Below are 16555 nucleotides of genomic sequence, written 5' to 3' on the forward strand. Positions count from 1 at the left end.
ATCACAATGATATAAAAGGGGAGAAATAGGAAATGGTGCATATACAAAAAATTACGCCAACGATGAAAGAAACAATTCGAATGTTCATGCGTGAGAATTGGGGGAGTTCATTGATGGTTTCACGTGGCAAGGGGCATCAATTAGAAGAGTTACCAGGTTTTGTTGCGCTCCTAGATGACAGAATAATCGGAATCATAACATATGAAGTATCCGGAAATACGTGTGAAATTGTATCGTTAGATAGTTTTGAAGAAAGAAAGGGAATAGGTACGAAGCTTGTGGAGTACGTATTGCAAGTTGCAAAAGAGGAACAGTGCCAAGAGGTGTGGCTTATTACAACGAATGATAATATGAATGCGTTACGTTTTTATCAAAAACGTAATTTTGTGATGACAAATTTATATGTGAATGCAGTAGAAGAAGCACGAAAAATAAAGAAAGAAATTCCGCGTATTGGATATGATAATATCCCAATTTTACATGAAATTCAGTTGGAGTATCGTTTAGTGAAATGATGTAACAATTTTCAGAAATATGAGTTATTATTCTTGACGGATAGTGTAATTTAGGTTACCGTAAAATTGTAATCTATTACCATATTAAGGGGTGACGATGTGGCAACTATACGTGATGTTGCAAAATTGGCAGGTGTTTCAGTCGCAACCGTTTCACGAGTTATTAATGAAAAAGGATACGTTCATGAGGACACAGTAAAACAAGTAAAGGAAGCAATTGAAGAATTACGTTATAGGCCAAACAGTGCAGCGAAGCCACTATTTAAAGAGAATTCAACGATAATTGCATTACTTGTAGATAATTTATGTAACCCATCAAACATCGCCTTGCTACATTGTATTGAGGAAATAGCATATAAAGAAGGCTATCAAATAATTATTTGTAATGTAGAGAATAAAGATAGATACATACATATGCTGAAGCAAAATAACATTGCAGGTGTTATTTTGACAAGAGCAGTTTTTAAAAGTATAGGAGAAATTCCATTTCCGTTTGTTGTGATTGATGAGCAAAAATCCCATGCAAATTATTATGAAAGTGGACAGAGAGCTGTTTCTTTATTGAAAGAGAAAGGATGTCACTTTCTTGCATATTTCGGTGTGGGAGAAGAAAGTGAAGAAATGGACGAGCATATATCTGGATTTTTAGACGCTGTTTGGGATGAAGGAATCTCTTATCGGGAAGCATGTGTACAAGGGTATACGAATAAACAGTTTATTACATTATTGCAAACTTATCCGTATATAGATGGAATTGTAACTTCAAGTGATAAGAGTACGTTTGAGTTAATTCGAGCGGCAAAAATTTTAAATATCCATATACCAGACAAATTAAAAATTATCGGACTAAACGGGAGTATAGAGAGTGAATGGGTAGGTCCATCACTACCGGAAGTTGAAAGCTGTGTCGAAGATAGTGGGAAAATAGCTTTTCAACAATTAAAAAGAAAAATAAAAAAGTAAAAGGTGCGTTGTATACGCACCTTTTATAATGTAATGGCGGCAATAAAGCCGAATATAAGCAACGGTATATTATAATGCAGAAAAGTTGGTACACATGTATCCCATATATGATGGTGTTGACCATCAGCATTTAAACCGGATGTTGGTCCAAGTGTACTATCTGATGCTGGAGATCCTGCATCGCCCAGCGCTCCAGCTGTACCGATAATTGCAATTGTGGCCATTGGACTAAATCCAAGCTGAATGCAAAGAGGTACAAAAATTGTTGTTAAGATAGGGATGGTTGAAAAGGATGAACCAATTCCCATCGTAACGAGAAGTCCAATAACAAGCATAAGAAATGCAGCGAGTGGTTTATTGTTTCCAATTATATGTGCACTCGTTTGCACAAGCGATTCAACATGTCCTGTTTTACGAAGAACTGCACCGAATCCAGCGGCAGAAATCATAACAAATCCGATAAAGGACATCATACGCATTCCGCTAGTTAAAATTGAATCTGCTTCTTTAAGAGGTAGACTACCACTAACTGATAAGACGATAATCCCCGCTAAAGCACCGAAAATCATTGATTCTGTTGCTAATTGAACAGTTAATGTAGCAGCGATAGATAATAAGCCAAAAGTAATGCTACGTTTTGTATAGGGAACGATTTCATTTTCGGTAGTATGAATTTGTTCAGTTTCATAAGTACGGGGTTTTCGATACGTAATAAATACCGCTACACATAATCCGATAATCATACCAATTGAGGGAATGGTCATTGCTTTTGGAACAAGTGTAACATCAAATGTAAGACCACTTTGTGCGGCATTTGTTTGTAACACGTCATGGAATATCTTTCCGAATCCTGCTGGAATCCACATATAAGGTGTAATTAATCCAAATGTAATAATACATGTAACAAGTCTGCGATCCACTTTCAGCTCATTTAATACTTTTAAAAGTGCTGGAATTAAGATTGGGATGAAAGCGATATGAACAGGGATAATATTTTGAGAGAAACAAGCCATTGTTAAAATGATGAATAAAATAAGTATTTTAGAATAAACTTGTTTTTTCGTGTCTTGTTCATTGCCAATCCATTTTAACGCGGTGTGAATCATGGCATCAGGAAGTCCTGTTTTGGAAAGAGAAATAGCGAAACCACCAAGCATTGCATAGCTTAAAGCGATAGGAGCACTGTTTCCAAGACCAGTTGTAAAAGTGTTAATCGTTTCTGAAATACCGAGTCCGCCGATTAGCCCGCCTGTTAAAGCTCCAACAATGATGGCGACAATGACCTGGACACGTAATAAACTGAGCAATAGCATAACTGCTACTGCGATGAGTACAGCATTCATAATAAATGTAATCTCCCTAATTTTTATTCTGTTAAGGCAAGTAAATATGAAACTGTTTGCTATATTTATCCCGCATTAACGGGCAGTAAGCCCCCCACTGATTAAAGTTTCACTTTATACATACTTGCGACATATTATTATAAATTGTTTTCTATGAAATGTAAAAGAGCCTTTTATTGCTAATGTTGAAAAACTAGCTCTTGTTTAATTGATTGTAAAGAGTTGGAAAAGAGTTCTGGTTCTTCTAAATCAGGAGAATGTGCTGAATTTGGGAACCAAATCATCTTTTTTATGGGTGCTTCAATAACATCACAATATTGCTGAACGAGTGCATAAGGGGTTTGATAGTCATAGCGACCAGAACAAAAGTAAATAGGAATAGATAAACTTGAAATAGAAGAAAAGAAATCAGTCGTCAGCATTTCTTCCCATAAGACGCCAGATTTTAAGTTTCCTGCGAGAAACTTAAACCAATCTAATAGCGTATACTCAGGAGAAAAGAAACCTTTTCGTATGAAAGAAAAGGAAGATCCGTTTTGGATTGCGCCTCCGAATGTGCCAAGCCACTTTCTTTGGATAATGAGACGTTTCGTATCTAAAAATGGTGGTTTTCCTAATTTTAAAAGGGAAGCTAAAGCTTTTTTATGATCATGTTTTTTGGCAGAACGAATTAAATGTTGATATAGTAATTCTTCATTTTGTTTCATATGTACAATTTGCCCAATACCAATATAAGCCTCGATATACTTTGGATATTGGTGTGCTATGTTAAGTCCAATAATACTTCCCCAAGAATGACCAGCGAGGAATAGTTTTTGTTTGTTGAACCTTTTAAGTACATATTCAATCACTTCTTTTGCATCGGAAACGAATTGTTCGATTGTGAAATTTGCTCCGAAATCTTTCAGTGAAAAGGATTTACCAGCCCCGCGTTGATCCCAATTAATAACGATAAAGTGCTTCTCTAATTCTTTTTGAAAATGGCGAATAAATCCGATTTGTGCCATGCCAGGACCGCCGTGACAGCATAATAAAATAGGCTGTTCTATGTTTTGTCCACGCATAAGGAGGGACTGTTTTCGATTATTAATCATAACGCTTTCCATCGTAGCGATACTATTAGGAAGGACTTGTTTATTTTCAGTATAGAACTGTGGGGTATAGCTACGAAAAAGCATATTGAAAACCTCCTTTTCTAAAATCGTATGAATCGCACAGGCTATTTGTTTTGCATATACTGTTAGAAAATCATTGTAACATACCACCCTAGTGTCATTTCAACATGGGAGGAGGGGGAACTTGTGACGATTGGAGAAATTATAGATTGTTTAAATAGGCGTGAATCCATCGCTATTATAGCAAAACGTCTTGAAATAAGCCCGTATACATTATCGAAGAAATTAAGATTAATTGGATATGAATACGATGGAGAACAGAAGAAGCGTATTTTTGTAGGAGAGGGAGAGGAACCACGTCACTTACAACTCCAAGAAGCGACCGCCCTTCAATATGAGAAAACAGATTATCAATTATTAATTTACGAGCAATTACAAAGCATTTATGAATTATTAAGAAAAAGAGAAGAAGTAATTGCACCCATTACGAGTAAAAGTACAGAGAAAAAGAGACGAACTTTTTCTATTAATACAGAAATATTAGCAAGATTGGACCTTATATCAGAATCAAAAGGAGTTCAAAAATCTAAACTTGTTGAAGAGGCGTTGCAACAATTTTTACAGCAATATGAATTTAACAAAACATCACATTTTGATAACTAAAGAAAAGGATACTATGTTCAGTGGAAGAACGAGTATCCTTTTTATGATGTATATTACGTATAAAATAAAGAATCAGTGCCAATTCTTTATGGCGGGAAAAGGGATCTCTTATTAGAGAACCACTTAATTTACTTTTTGAATTCTTCCATCAATAACTGGTTGAATTGGTTCTTTTAATTGTTTTACGTAATCGACTAGTGCTTCAAAGTCATTTGGACCAGTTTCTGCATTTTTACCATTTTTAAATGATACGAATCCGTCACCGCCGGAAGCTAAGAAAGCATTTGCAACTACGCTATACGTTTTAGATGGAGATAACTCTTCGCCACTCGTTAAACGTATGTTTGTAACCTTCTCACCGTTTGGTTTATTTGCATCCCAAGTATATTGAATACCTGAAATTTGAAGCATTCTTGTCGTTCCTTTTTGCCATTGTTGATTTAAAATATCGCGAATATCTTGACCTGTTAAATCTACTTTAATTAATTGATTTCCAAAAGGTTGAATGCCGTATAATTCACCCCACGTAATATCACCAGCATCTAAGTCATTACGAATGCCGCCAGGGTTCATGATGGCGATTTGAGCTTGCATCGTTTGGCGCTGTGCGTCGGCAATTACATTTCCAAGAGTAGATTCACCAGCATCATTTTGTTTACGGTCGATAGGTGCTGTAGATTTTCCGACAACTTCATTTACAAGAGGGGCGATTCTTTCTTTATATTGATCTAACTTTTGTTTTACTTGTTTATCAGGTTCTACACCTTCATGATATGTTGTAACAACTTCAGCTTTTTTCTTTACAATATCTTTTGTTTTACGATCAATTGTTACATCCACGTCTGAGAAAGCAGTTCCGTAGGAATTTGCTTGGACAATTAGTTTATTATTTACTGTACCGTTTACATACGTATGACTATGTCCACCGAAAATAACATCAACTTCTGGGTCCGTTTCATTTGCAATTCGAGTAAGGTCACCATTTGTTACCCCAGACTCATCGGTTGTTCCACCGACATGAGCAAGAACGACGATAGATTTAACGCCGAGACGTTTTAATTGTTGTGTTGATTTATTAATTGCTTCTACTTCATCAGTAATTTGTACATTTTTAAGCATCGTAGGCATAACGACATTTGGTGTATCAGTTGTAACAACGCCAATGAATCCTACAGGAACACCATCTACCATTTTTACAGTAAATGGTGGTAAGAATAAGCGGCCAGTTGATTTGTTATAGAAGTTAGCAGCTACATAGGGGAAGTTAGCACCTGTGAAATTCCCTGTTTTTTCATGATATCCACCGTAAATGAGGCGTTTCATTTCATCAATGCCTTCATCAAATTCATGGTTTCCAATTGTACCAACATCAAATTTTAAGTCATTTAAAAATTCAATCGTCGGTTCATCTTGTAACAATGCTGAAACTGGTGGACTAGCTCCGACAATATCGCCAGCATGTACAAGAAGTGTATTAGGGTTTTGTTTTTTGCGTTCCTTTAAATAAGTAGCTAAGTAATCAGCGCCACCAGCTTCTTTATTATTGATTTTTTTAACAGTATCTAGTTGTCCATGGAAATCATTAATACCAAGCATTTGTACATCTATGTAGCGGTTTTGTTCAGTTGGATTCTGAGATGGGGGAGCGGCAAATACGCTTGAAAAAGTAATGGTGCTTAAAACAGCAACAGTAGGAATGATTTTTTTCCACATAATTCATGTCTCCTTTTTTTATAATCTGACATCATACGACATAATTTTAATAGATTCATAGGATTATAGCTACATAAAAATTTAGTCTTTTCGAAAAATTAACATATTTACAAAAAGTGAATAATAGAGTAAAGACCCTTTTTTATTGTCGATTTCATGGTGTATCTACTATAATGGAGAAAAAAGTAAAAGGTGAGTAGCATGAAGAAAAAGAAACAAAGACAATCGCAAGTGGATCAACCGAAGAAAGAAACACTTACATTAGGCGATCAATTAAATGATTCACTCATGCAACAATTAAAGAGTAAGAAGAAAGAGTTGCAAGTGAGAGAAGAGAAAAAAGAGGCAGCGGAATTAGAAAGAAAGCGTCAAGAACAAAAAGAACGTGAAAAGAATAAATCATTTGAAGAACTGTTAAGTGAAAGTAACCTTACTTGGAAAGACTTTAAATAATAAAAAAATGATCAGTGAAACTTCACTGATCATTTTTTTGACGAGCTTGTAAGAAAAGGGGAGTTAGTATGAGAAAAATTGTAGTTGTTCCGCATGAAAATCATTGGAGTGAAAAATTTCAAATGGAGGCTGAAAGATTAAAAACAGCGATGCCAGAAACGGTGAAAATTCATCATATTGGAAGTACGTCAGTGCCAGGACTGGCAGCTAAACCTATTATTGATATGATCATGGAAGTAGAAAGTATCAAAAGGATAGATAGGTGGAATGAACGATTTATAGAGCTTGGTTACATCGTAAAAGGGGAAAATGGTATTTCAGGACGCCGATTTTTTATTCATGGAACGGAGGAAAAACGTTCGTATCATTTACACGTGTTTGAAAAAGGAAATCCAGAGATAGTAAGGCATTTAGCGTTTCGTGATTATATGATGGCTCATTGTGAAGAAGCAGAGGCATATGCAACCTTAAAGAAAGAATTAGCCGAAAAGTATACATATGATGGCACATTATATACGGAAGGCAAAAATGAGTTTGTGCGTAGTGTGGATGAAAAAGTGAAAGAATGGAGAGAAAATAACGTGAATGAATGAGTTCACGTTATTTTTTTAGCTATATAAATGTGTTATATAAACTGTACGTATGTTTTGACTTTTTGAATGAATCTTGTTGAAATAAAGTTATGGTTTATAAAAATGTAACAATGAAAGGGAGACGACTGTGCATATTCCAACAACTACACTTCATAATGGCGTGAAAATGCCGATGATTGGTCTAGGCGTTTATAAAGCAAAAGAAGGTGACGAAGTAAAACAAGCAGTAAAAACAGCACTAGAAGTTGGATACCGTTCGATTGATACAGCAGCTGTGTATGAAAATGAAAGCGGTGTCGGAGAAGCGGTTCGTGAATCAGGAATTCCAAGAGAAGACCTATTTATTACAACAAAAGTTTGGAATGACGATCAAGGATACGAGGAGACACTTGAGGCGTTTGAAAAAAGCTTAAAGAAATTACAAATGGACTATGTAGATTTATATTTAATACATTGGCCGGTAAGAGGGAAGTATGTTGATACGTACCGAGCTTTAGAAAAATTATATGAAGAAGGTAAAGTGCGTGCGATTGGTGTTTCTAATTTTCATAAACATCATTTAGAACTGTTATTACCAAATTGCAAAGTGAAGCCGATGGTAAACCAAGTAGAACTTCATCCGATGTTAACGCAATTTGAATTGCGTAATTATTGTCAAGGTGAGCAAATTCAAATGGAAGCGTGGAGTCCGTTAATGAGGGGCGGCGAAGTATTCGAGAACCCAATCATTCAAGGAATTGCTAACAAATATGAAAAAACACCTGCGCAAGTTATATTAAAATGGGATATTCAAAGCGGGATTGTTACAATTCCTAAATCTGTTACACCATCTCGTATTAAAGAAAACTTTGCTATTTTTGATTTCTCACTAACTGAAGAAGAGATAAATCAAATTAACACGTTGAATCGTGAGTTACATGTAGGAACGAATCCTGATAAATATGATACGTTGTAAAAAAGACTGTCTCCTAATAAAGGAGGCAGTCTTATGTTTATCGGTAATTCGATATTTTTAACGATGCAAAGCATATGTGTCATATTTAACAATTTTTTGAAGTTGTACATATTCTTCTTTAGTTAAAGGTAACTGTTGGCTAGCTCGTATATTTTCCTGCAATTGTTGAAGAGAACTTGCACCAGGTATAACAGCTGCAACAGTCTTATTATATAAGCAATATTGAATAGCTGTTCCTGTTAAAGAGCTTTCTCCAATCGTTTCTTTTACACTCGCTAGAGTTGTATGTAATTCATCGTAAGAATAAGAGAGATAATCCTTTTCCTTTACTCTTTCTATTTTTCTTACATTGTTGTCAGTTAAAATTCCTTTTGCAAGTGGTCCGCGAGCAATGACGCTAATTTGGTGTTCATTCAGAAGCGGGAACCATTCTTCTGGACGACGATTTAAAAGGCTATATTCCATTAGTACACTAACGATGTTTGAGCGTTTTGCATACTCACGAACGACATTTGGACGTATAGAAGAAATACCGTAATGGCGGATAATACCTTCTTTTTTCAATTCTTCAAAAGCTTCAATTGTTTCATCTATTGAATCTTCAATCGTTCCGCCATGAAGTTGGTAAAGATCAATATAATCAGTTTGAAGTCTACGTAAACTTTCTTTTACTTCAGTCTTTATATAAGCTTTAGAAGGATCCCAAGACCAGCCATTTTTTTCTTCTGTCCAACGATTTCCAACCTTCGTTGTAAGAACAAGTTTGTCTCGTTTCCCCTTCAAGGCTTTTCCAACAAATTCTTCATTTAATCCGTAATCATATAAATCTGCTGTATCAAAAAAATTAATTCCTAAATCGATTGCTTCATCGACAATACGCATAGCCTCTGTTTCAGATGTACCGAGAGACATACAGCCAAGGCCCATTTCTGTAACAAATAAATCTGAGTTTCCTAATTGACGTTTTTTCATAGGTCAACCTCCTTATCTTTATTGTACGAAAGGAAAAAGAGGTTGACAAACGTTTACTTTTTGCTTTGCATTAACTGCCCGTAAAATCCTGATTAGTATGAGCTTAACGGATTAACGTTTCACTTTATTTGCTGTAATCCACTCTTGTACGGTTGTATATTCCTTACTATATTGTTTTAGCTTATGGCGAATTTGCCATGCTTTTCCGACTAACGTGATGCGATTTGGTAAAATATAAACTTTCATTTCTATCACGCTCCTTTCAATGTGGTAAAATGTATGAAGAAAGAATAGGAAATAGAACAGGGAGATGAAGTAGTATGAGTAATCTTACAGAGAGAACAGTAAAAACTGAGCCGATTTTTGATGGTAGAGTTATAAAAGTTCGTGTTGATGATGTAGTATTACCAAATGGAGAAATGAGTAAACGTGAAATTGTAAATCACCCTGGTGCAGTTGCGATTATTGCTATTACTGATGAGGGGAAAATTGTGCTTGTTGAGCAGTATCGTAAAGCGCTTGAAAAGGCGATTATAGAAATTCCAGCGGGCAAGTTAGAACCTGGTGAAAAACCTGAGGTGACAGCAGTTCGTGAATTAGAAGAGGAAACAGGGTATGTGTGTGAAAATATGGAGCTCATTACTTCTTTCTATACATCTCCAGGATTCGCAGATGAAATTTTATATGTATATAAAGCGACAGGTTTGACAAAAAAAGAAAATAAAGCGGATTTAGATGAAGATGAGTTTGTGGAATTAATGGAAGTATCATTAGAAGACGCGATTACTCTTATGAAGGATCTTCGTATTCATGATGCGAAGACGATGTTTGCAGTTCAATATTTACAACTACAAAAATAAACACTCGCCAAAGGCGAGTGTTTTTTAATTGATTTTTGCATATACACGTGCATCACGTAAGCTACCATCTGGTGCTAGGAAATCATTTTCCATTGTACCTTCTAGAATGAATTCTAAACGTTCTGCTAAGCTACATGCATTTATATTTGTTGCATCAGTACGAATTTCAATTCTTCTAGCGCCTAGTTTATCAAAGGCGAATTGGATAGCACCTTTAACAGCTTCAGTCATATAGCCTTGTTTTGTATAAGCGCTATGCAACCAGAAGTGAAGTGAAAACTTTGGAATATCCCAGTTTTCAGGCTTGAGCGTAATCGCTCCGATAAATGTACCAGATACTTTATCGTATAAGTGAAAATCAAGTGTTTCACGAAGTAAAAACTGTCCATGAGCGTTACGAACAATTTCTTCAGCACTCTCTTCTGTTTCAGCGTTAATTGGTATCCACGGTACTAAGTCTTCTAGAGAAGCTTGGATTGCTTCGTATACTTCTGCACCATCACCTGGAAATGGTTTGCGAACTTGCAAGCGTTCAGTTTGAAATAATGTTGGAAAATCTAATAATAATGGTTTCAAGAGAAATCCCTCCTATTCTCTACTTTTTAGTTTAGCAAAGTAGAGCGGAATTTCAATGTTAATTCGTCATACTTTTTTCTTTCTTTCATACATTTTTAATAAGAGTGCGAACGGAGGGAAGAAAAATGTGGCGAAAAAATTGGCAAGACCGTGTAATGTCTCACATACAGGAAAACTCTTCATTATATATATTTAACGCTGTTTTATTATTGATGGGAGTAATATTTGGAGCCATTCTTGTGAATAGTTTACAAATCAATCAAAAACAAGATTTATCATTTTATTTACAACGTTTTTTTGGACAAGTCTCTAAAGGAGAATTTGCCATTGCAGGCGAAATGTTTCGAGAAAGTTACTTTTCGCAATTAAAATACATCGGATTTATTTGGATTTTAGGGATTTCAATTATTGGATTACCACTTATTTTTATTTTATTATTTGTAAAAGGAGTTGTTGTTGGATTTACAGTTGGTTTTTTAGTAAGTCAGCATGGATGGAATGGACTATTATTAGCATTTGTATCTGTTTTGCCACAAAATTTAATTATCATTCCAGTCTTTCTCATTATGACAACCATTGCTGCAAGTTTTTCTTTACGGATGATTAGGCATCAATTTATTAGAAAAATAACCGAGCCACTATTACCATTATTAATCCGTTATACATGCTTCTTTCTTGTAATTGGGGTGGTTTTAGCGTTCGCTTCTAGTGTGGAGGTTTATGCATCACCAGTTTTAATGAAAGAAGTCGTTGAGGCTATTAATAAAAAATAAATACTTTTTGAGAATAATTATCAATTTGTTTTTATTGTTTTTTCTTTTGACAGAAGCCCTTCTTCTGATATAATGGTGTAAGAGTGGCGAGGAGGGAGTAGTACCGAATGGAAGAAAGAATTGAACGAATTAAGAAGCAATTACATGCAGCGAGCTATAAATTAACACCGCAACGTGAAGCAACAGTTCGTGTGCTGCTAGAAAATGAAGAAGATCATTTAAGCGCAGAAGATGTTTACCTCCTTGTAAAAGAAAAGTCGCCAGAGATCGGATTAGCAACCGTCTATCGAACTTTAGAACTATTATCTGAGTTAAAAGTTGTCGATAAGATTAACTTCGGAGACGGTGTTTCACGCTATGACTTACGCCAAGAAGGTGCGCAGCGTTTTCACCATCATTTGATTTGTACACAATGTGGTGCTGTACAAGAAATACAAGAAGATTTACTTGGTGAAGTGGAAAGGAAAGTAGAACGAGACTGGAGCTTTAAGGTGAAAGATCATCGTTTAACATTCCATGGAATTTGTAAAAATTGTCAAGAAAATGAAACGGATGAAAAATAACCTTTTCCTATTTATCTAGGAAGAGGTTTTTTATTTGAATAAGGTATAAATTGGTGAAAGCTTGGCATATGTTGTAATAACTTATATTTTGGAGGAATTTACAATGCGCCGAGCTTTAAAATTAACTTTTGATGGAATGAAAGTATTTTTATTATTTACAAGTTGTACGATTTTGTTTTATTTCGCTATACTATGGATAAATGAAGAATATGAAAGCTATCATCGTTATGAAAAGCCTAAAGAAGAGACTGTAGAAAAAGTATCAGGGAATGAAGAACCGGCAAAGGATGCTTTCGTAAATAGAATGATGTTTTTCTATGAAAATGGGGAGTAGTGCAGAGTGGAAGATCAATTAAAAGATTTTATTCATTATATGGTTGTCGAAAAAGGATTAGCAAAAAATACAGTAGTATCTTATGAACGGGATTTAAAAAGCTACGTAAAGTATTTGCAAAATGTGGAACAGGCAAAAACTTTTCATGAAGTGACCCGTTTACACATTGTTAACTTTTTGCAGTATTTAAAAGAAAACGGAAAATCTTCGAAAACATTGGCGCGTCATATTGCATCAATTCGTTCGTTCCACCAATTTTTACTTCGTGAACGAGCGGTAGAACACGATCCATCCGTACATATTGAAACGCCGCAAGGGGAACGGAAATTACCAAAAGTATTATCAGTTGATGAAGTAGAGGCGTTACTTCAAACACCAAAAATGACAAGTGCTTTTGGGATTCGTGATAAGGCGATGCTAGAGTTACTGTATGCAACAGGACTTCGTGTTTCAGAATTGATTGCACTCAATTTAGAAGATGTACATTTAACGATGGGATTTGTTCGTTGCATAGGGAAAGGGAATAAAGAAAGAATTATTCCACTAGGAAGTTTAGCAACGGAAGCGATTCAAAAGTATATTGAAAAAGGAAGAAGAGAATTGATGGGGAAAAAAGTAGTAGATGCACTCTTTTTAAACCATCATGGTAATCGATTATCAAGACAAGGATTTTGGAAAATATTAAAACGATTAGCGAAAGAAGCAAATATTGAAAAAGAGCTTACACCTCATACGTTACGTCACTCGTTTGCTACGCATTTATTAGAAAATGGAGCAGATTTACGTGCTGTACAAGAAATGCTTGGACATGCAGATATTTCGACGACGCAAATTTATACGCATGTTTCAAAAGCTAGATTAAAAGATGTATATAAACAGTTTCATCCGAGAGCATAGTTACTATGCTCTTTTTTCATAGATTCAGAAGGATAGACCGTTTCACAGAAACTTCACAAACATTTCGTACATTGTTTTCAGCAGAAGACTGGAATATTACAATGCATTTCCTCTATACTAAATAAGGTATAAAGGAGGAAATGATGATGAAAAAACTTATTATGACATTATTTATCGCGATGTTAGCATTGGCTGGCTGTAATACAAACAAAGAAGAACCGAAAAAAGAAAAGAAACTTGAAAGTATAAACGTAGCGCTTCAAACGAATCCGAAAGAAATTAAACCTGGTGAAAAAACAGAAGTACAAGCACTTGTTACACAAGGAAAAGAAAGAGTAACGGATGCTGATGACGTAAAGTTTGAAATTTGGAAAGATGGCGACGAGAAACATGAAATGTTAGATGGTAAGCATAAGGGTAAAGGTGTTTATGCTGTAGAGAAAACATTTGAAACTGATGGAGTATATCATATTATTCCTCATACAAATGCACGCGATATGCACGTTATGCCAGCACACAAAGTTGTTGTAGGGAATGCGAAAGTAGAAGATGCGAAAAAAGAAAATAGCGACCACAGTGCAGGACATGGAGATCATAAAAGTGACACAATGATCCATCTTATGGCTGGAGACATAAAGGCAAATGCTGAATCTACAATGAAAGTTCATTTAAAGCAAAAAGAAGAAGCATTAACTGGTGCTGAAGTACAACTAGAGATTTGGAAAGATGGTGTTGAAAAACACGAATTTATTCCAGCGAAAGAAGGGAATAAAGGAGAGTATGAAACGAAACATACTTTCAAAGAGAACGGTGCTTACAAAGTGAAAGTGCATGTAAGAAAAGGCGAATTGCATGAACATAAAGAAGAAACGGTAGAAGTAAAATAAAAAGTAGCTCTTTAGAGCTGCTTTTTATTTTTGTTATGAAGAAATAAATCATAAAATAATTAGCACTTCGTTGCATAATGGATTACAATAGAAGTGTGAAGAAAATAAGAAATTCTACGAAAATGTATTAAAAAGAAAGCGTAAACATGTTATGATATCAGTATCAGATGTCTGACATCTGACTTAGAAAAAACTAGAAATGTTTTTGAATCGTTTTAAGTAAACGAAATAGGTTAGAGAATGATTTAAAGAAGTACTGTTTGACAATGAGAATTCTTATGGATAACAGTTTCACTTTATAGCGTTTTGAACATACTACAAGAAGTAGAACTGAACTTATAGGAGGTCGCAGTTATGAATAAATATAAACGTATATTCCTAGTCGTAATGGACTCTGTAGGAATCGGTGAAGCACCGGATGCTGAGCAATTTGGTGATTTAGGTTCTGACACAATTGGTCACATTGCTGAACATATGAATGGATTACAAATGCCAAACATGGTGAAATTAGGTCTTGGTAACATTCGTGAAATGAAAGGGATCTCTAAAGTAGAGAAGCCTCTTGGATATTATACAAAGATGCAAGAAAAATCTACTGGTAAAGATACAATGACAGGGCACTGGGAAATTATGGGTCTTTACATTGATACACCGTTCCAAGTGTTCCCAGAAGGATTCCCGAAAGAATTACTTGATGAGTTAGAAGAAAAAACAGGCCGTAAAATTATCGGTAATAAGCCAGCTTCTGGAACTGAGATTCTTGATGAGCTTGGTCAAGAACAAATGGAAACAGGTTCTTTAATCGTTTACACTTCTGCTGATAGCGTACTGCAAATTGCAGCACACGAAGAAGTAGTACCACTTGAAGAGTTATATAAAATTTGTAAAATTGCACGTGAATTAACATTAGATGAGAAGTACATGGTAGGTCGTGTTATCGCTCGTCCATTCGTTGGTGAACCTGGAAACTTTACACGTACACCAAACCGTCATGACTATGCGCTAAAACCATTCGGTCGTACAGTAATGAATGAATTAAAAGATAGTGACTATGATGTTATTGCTATCGGTAAAATCTCTGACATATATGATGGTGAAGGGGTAACTGAATCACTTCGTACGAAGTCTAATATGGATGGAATGGACAAACTTGTAGATACATTAAATATGGACTTTACAGGTCTTAGCTTCTTAAACTTAGTTGACTTTGATGCATTATTTGGTCACCGCCGTGATCCACAAGGATATGGAGAAGCTCTGCAAGAATATGATGCGCGTCTTCCGGAAGTATTCGAAAAACTAAAAGAAGATGATTTATTATTAATTACAGCAGACCATGGTAATGATCCAATTCACCCTGGTACTGACCATACACGTGAATACGTACCGTTATTAGCATATAGCCCAAGCATGAAAGAAGGCGGACAAGAATTAGCACTTCGTCAAACATTTGCTGATATTGGTGCAACTGTAGCAGAAAACTTCGGTGTGAAAATGCCAGAATACGGAACAAGCTTCTTAAACGAGCTAAAGAAATAGGGGGATAAACAAATGAATCGTGAACTTATTACAAAATCAGCTTCATACTTAAAAGAGAAATTTCAAGAGACACCACAAGTAGGACTAATCCTTGGATCTGGACTAGGTGTATTAGCAGATGAAATTGAGAACGCAGTAACAGTACCTTACAGTGAAATCCCTGAGTTCCCAGTATCAACTGTAGAAGGTCATGCAGGTCAACTAGTATTCGGTACACTTCAAGGTGTAACAGTAGTAGCAATGCAAGGACGTTTCCACTTCTATGAAGGATACGACATGCAAAAGGTAACATTCCCAGTTCGTGTTATGAAAGAACTAGGTGTAGAAACTGTTGTTGTAACAAACGCAGCTGGTGGTGTAAATACATCATTCGAGCCAGGCGACCTTATGTTAATTTCAGACCACATCAACTTCATGGGTACGAATCCATTAATCGGACCAAATGATTCTGAAATGGGCGTACGTTTCCCTGATATGTCTACATCATATACAGTAGAACTTCGTGAAATGGCGAAACAGGTTGCAGCAGACTTAAATATTAAAGTACAAGAAGGTGTATACGTTGGAATGACAGGTCCTGTATATGAAACACCTGCTGAAATTCGTATGCTTCGTACACTTGGCGGAGATGCAGTTGGTATGTCAACAGTACCTGAAGTAATTGTAGCGCGTCATGCTGGTATGAAAGTATTAGGTATTTCTTGTATTTCAAATATGGCAGCTGGTATTTTAGATCAGCCACTTCACCATGATGAAGTAATTGAAACGACAGAACGTGTTAAAGCTAACTTCTTAGCATTAGTAAAAGCAATCGTACAACAAATGAAGGGGTGACTTCACA

At 35.6% G+C, this 16555-nt stretch carries 20 protein-coding genes; 14 read left to right on the plus strand and 6 right to left on the minus strand.

All coding sequences use genetic code 11. The annotated features are described in order from the left end of the window. The first annotated feature begins 32 nt into the window (after positions 1 to 32). On the plus strand, positions 33 to 515 hold the full coding sequence (locus COK05_RS21065) for a GNAT family N-acetyltransferase (RefSeq protein ID WP_098614109.1): 483 nt from the start codon (positions 33 to 35) through the stop codon (positions 513 to 515). Positions 516 to 614: 99 nt separating this feature from the next. After that, positions 615 to 1478: a LacI family DNA-binding transcriptional regulator gene (locus COK05_RS21070; protein WP_098614110.1), complete on the plus strand. Its 864-nt coding sequence runs from the start codon at positions 615 to 617 to the stop codon at positions 1476 to 1478. Between the two features lie 23 nt (positions 1479 to 1501). Here the strand turns inward: COK05_RS21070 and COK05_RS21075 are convergent, their stop codons facing one another. Continuing rightward, positions 1502 to 2821, minus strand: a complete 1320-nt coding sequence (locus COK05_RS21075) for a Na+/H+ antiporter family protein (protein ID WP_098614111.1) — start codon at positions 2819 to 2821, stop codon at positions 1502 to 1504. Positions 2822 to 3000: 179 nt separating this feature from the next. Next, positions 3001 to 3999, minus strand: coding sequence for an alpha/beta fold hydrolase (locus tag COK05_RS21080; protein ID WP_098614112.1), 999 nt, complete (start codon positions 3997 to 3999; stop codon positions 3001 to 3003). Positions 4000 to 4122: 123 nt separating this feature from the next. Here COK05_RS21080 and COK05_RS21085 point away from each other — a divergent pair, with 123 nt between their 5' ends. Beyond that, complete coding sequence (locus COK05_RS21085) at positions 4123 to 4599, plus strand: ribbon-helix-helix domain-containing protein (RefSeq protein ID WP_098614113.1); 477 nt, start codon at positions 4123 to 4125, stop codon at positions 4597 to 4599. A 123-nt stretch (positions 4600 to 4722) separates the two neighbouring features. On the opposite strand, the gene COK05_RS21090 is transcribed toward COK05_RS21085, so the two are convergent. Further along, positions 4723 to 6312, minus strand: a complete 1590-nt coding sequence (locus COK05_RS21090; RefSeq protein ID WP_098614114.1) for a bifunctional metallophosphatase/5'-nucleotidase — start codon at positions 6310 to 6312, stop codon at positions 4723 to 4725. A gap of 201 nt (positions 6313 to 6513) precedes the next feature. Between COK05_RS21090 and COK05_RS21095 the strand changes: the two genes are divergently transcribed. From COK05_RS21095 to COK05_RS21105, 3 genes are all read left to right on the plus strand, one after another. Continuing rightward, positions 6514 to 6765, plus strand: a complete 252-nt coding sequence (locus tag COK05_RS21095; protein ID WP_098614115.1) for a YqkE family protein — start codon at positions 6514 to 6516, stop codon at positions 6763 to 6765. A 68-nt stretch (positions 6766 to 6833) separates the two neighbouring features. Further along, complete coding sequence (locus COK05_RS21100) at positions 6834 to 7358, plus strand: GrpB family protein (RefSeq protein ID WP_098614116.1); 525 nt, start codon at positions 6834 to 6836, stop codon at positions 7356 to 7358. A gap of 127 nt (positions 7359 to 7485) precedes the next feature. Next, complete coding sequence (locus COK05_RS21105; RefSeq protein ID WP_098614117.1) at positions 7486 to 8313, plus strand: aldo/keto reductase; 828 nt, start codon at positions 7486 to 7488, stop codon at positions 8311 to 8313. A 57-nt stretch (positions 8314 to 8370) separates the two neighbouring features. Here COK05_RS21105 and COK05_RS21110 read toward each other — a convergent pair whose 3' ends face one another. Then, a complete protein-coding gene (locus tag COK05_RS21110) occupies positions 8371 to 9285 on the minus strand; it encodes an aldo/keto reductase (RefSeq protein ID WP_098614118.1) in 915 nt (304 codons plus the stop codon). Between the two features lie 111 nt (positions 9286 to 9396). After that, a complete protein-coding gene (gene mciZ, locus COK05_RS21115; protein WP_098614119.1) occupies positions 9397 to 9531 on the minus strand; it encodes a Z-ring formation inhibitor MciZ in 135 nt (44 codons plus the stop codon). 74 nt (positions 9532 to 9605) lie between these two features. Between mciZ and COK05_RS21120 the strand changes: the two genes are divergently transcribed. Continuing rightward, entirely contained in the window at positions 9606 to 10145 is a 540-nt protein-coding gene (locus COK05_RS21120; protein WP_098614120.1) for an NUDIX domain-containing protein, read from the plus strand. A gap of 24 nt (positions 10146 to 10169) precedes the next feature. On the opposite strand, the gene COK05_RS21125 is transcribed toward COK05_RS21120, so the two are convergent. Further along, positions 10170 to 10721: a GNAT family N-acetyltransferase gene (locus COK05_RS21125; RefSeq protein ID WP_098614121.1), complete on the minus strand. Its 552-nt coding sequence runs from the start codon at positions 10719 to 10721 to the stop codon at positions 10170 to 10172. Between the two features lie 155 nt (positions 10722 to 10876). Between COK05_RS21125 and spoIIM the strand changes: the two genes are divergently transcribed. The 7 genes from spoIIM to COK05_RS21160 all read left to right on the plus strand — a co-directional run bounded on the left by spoIIM (position 10877) and on the right by COK05_RS21160 (position 16548). Beyond that, positions 10877 to 11494 carry a stage II sporulation protein M gene (gene spoIIM, locus COK05_RS21130; protein WP_255290345.1) on the plus strand — a complete coding sequence of 206 codons (618 nt, stop codon included), beginning with the start codon at positions 10877 to 10879 and terminating at the stop codon, positions 11492 to 11494. A 107-nt stretch (positions 11495 to 11601) separates the two neighbouring features. Further along, positions 11602 to 12057: a ferric iron uptake transcriptional regulator gene (gene fur / locus COK05_RS21135; protein ID WP_000392657.1), complete on the plus strand. Its 456-nt coding sequence runs from the start codon at positions 11602 to 11604 to the stop codon at positions 12055 to 12057. A gap of 103 nt (positions 12058 to 12160) precedes the next feature. After that, positions 12161 to 12391 (plus strand): YqzK family protein, encoded by a 231-nt coding sequence (locus tag COK05_RS21140; protein WP_001250436.1) that lies wholly within the window; start codon positions 12161 to 12163, stop codon positions 12389 to 12391. Between the two features lie 6 nt (positions 12392 to 12397). Continuing rightward, the gene (gene xerD, locus COK05_RS21145; RefSeq protein ID WP_098614123.1) at positions 12398 to 13288 is read left to right on the plus strand and encodes a site-specific tyrosine recombinase XerD; all 891 of its coding nucleotides are present in this window, start codon (positions 12398 to 12400) and stop codon (positions 13286 to 13288) included. A gap of 143 nt (positions 13289 to 13431) precedes the next feature. Then, positions 13432 to 14175 carry a FixH family protein gene (locus COK05_RS21150; protein WP_141539195.1) on the plus strand — a complete coding sequence of 248 codons (744 nt, stop codon included), beginning with the start codon at positions 13432 to 13434 and terminating at the stop codon, positions 14173 to 14175. A 354-nt stretch (positions 14176 to 14529) separates the two neighbouring features. Continuing rightward, a complete protein-coding gene (gene deoB / locus COK05_RS21155; RefSeq protein ID WP_098614125.1) occupies positions 14530 to 15714 on the plus strand; it encodes a phosphopentomutase in 1185 nt (394 codons plus the stop codon). Positions 15715 to 15726: 12 nt separating this feature from the next. Beyond that, complete coding sequence (locus COK05_RS21160; RefSeq protein WP_098614126.1) at positions 15727 to 16548, plus strand: purine-nucleoside phosphorylase; 822 nt, start codon at positions 15727 to 15729, stop codon at positions 16546 to 16548. Positions 16549 to 16555 lie beyond the last annotated feature (7 nt).

This window comes from Bacillus cereus (assembly GCF_002567495.1).
Classification (GTDB): domain Bacteria; phylum Bacillota; class Bacilli; order Bacillales; family Bacillaceae_G; genus Bacillus_A; species Bacillus_A cereus_AQ.

Excerpts from the sequence above, each read along its gene's own strand:
- COK05_RS21065 (WP_098614109.1), top strand. The coding sequence starts at position 33 with ATGGTGCATATACAAAAAATTACGCCAACGATGAAAGAAACAATTCGA.
- COK05_RS21075 (WP_098614111.1), bottom strand. The coding sequence starts at position 2,821 with ATGAATGCTGTACTCATCGCAGTAGCAGTTATGCTATTGCTCAGTTTA.
- COK05_RS21080 (WP_098614112.1), bottom strand. The coding sequence starts at position 3,999 with ATGCTTTTTCGTAGCTATACCCCACAGTTCTATACTGAAAATAAACAA.
- COK05_RS21090 (WP_098614114.1), bottom strand. The coding sequence starts at position 6,312 with ATGTGGAAAAAAATCATTCCTACTGTTGCTGTTTTAAGCACCATTACT.
- COK05_RS21095 (WP_098614115.1), top strand. The coding sequence starts at position 6,514 with ATGAAGAAAAAGAAACAAAGACAATCGCAAGTGGATCAACCGAAGAAA.
- COK05_RS21100 (WP_098614116.1), top strand. The coding sequence starts at position 6,834 with ATGAGAAAAATTGTAGTTGTTCCGCATGAAAATCATTGGAGTGAAAAA.
- COK05_RS21110 (WP_098614118.1), bottom strand. The coding sequence starts at position 9,285 with ATGAAAAAACGTCAATTAGGAAACTCAGATTTATTTGTTACAGAAATG.
- mciZ (WP_098614119.1), bottom strand. The coding sequence starts at position 9,531 with ATGAAAGTTTATATTTTACCAAATCGCATCACGTTAGTCGGAAAAGCA.
- COK05_RS21120 (WP_098614120.1), top strand. The coding sequence starts at position 9,606 with ATGAGTAATCTTACAGAGAGAACAGTAAAAACTGAGCCGATTTTTGAT.
- spoIIM (WP_255290345.1), top strand. The coding sequence starts at position 10,877 with ATGTCTCACATACAGGAAAACTCTTCATTATATATATTTAACGCTGTT.
- fur (WP_000392657.1), top strand. The coding sequence starts at position 11,602 with ATGGAAGAAAGAATTGAACGAATTAAGAAGCAATTACATGCAGCGAGC.
- COK05_RS21140 (WP_001250436.1), top strand. The coding sequence starts at position 12,161 with ATGCGCCGAGCTTTAAAATTAACTTTTGATGGAATGAAAGTATTTTTA.
- COK05_RS21150 (WP_141539195.1), top strand. The coding sequence starts at position 13,432 with ATGATGAAAAAACTTATTATGACATTATTTATCGCGATGTTAGCATTG.
- deoB (WP_098614125.1), top strand. The coding sequence starts at position 14,530 with ATGAATAAATATAAACGTATATTCCTAGTCGTAATGGACTCTGTAGGA.
- COK05_RS21160 (WP_098614126.1), top strand. The coding sequence starts at position 15,727 with ATGAATCGTGAACTTATTACAAAATCAGCTTCATACTTAAAAGAGAAA.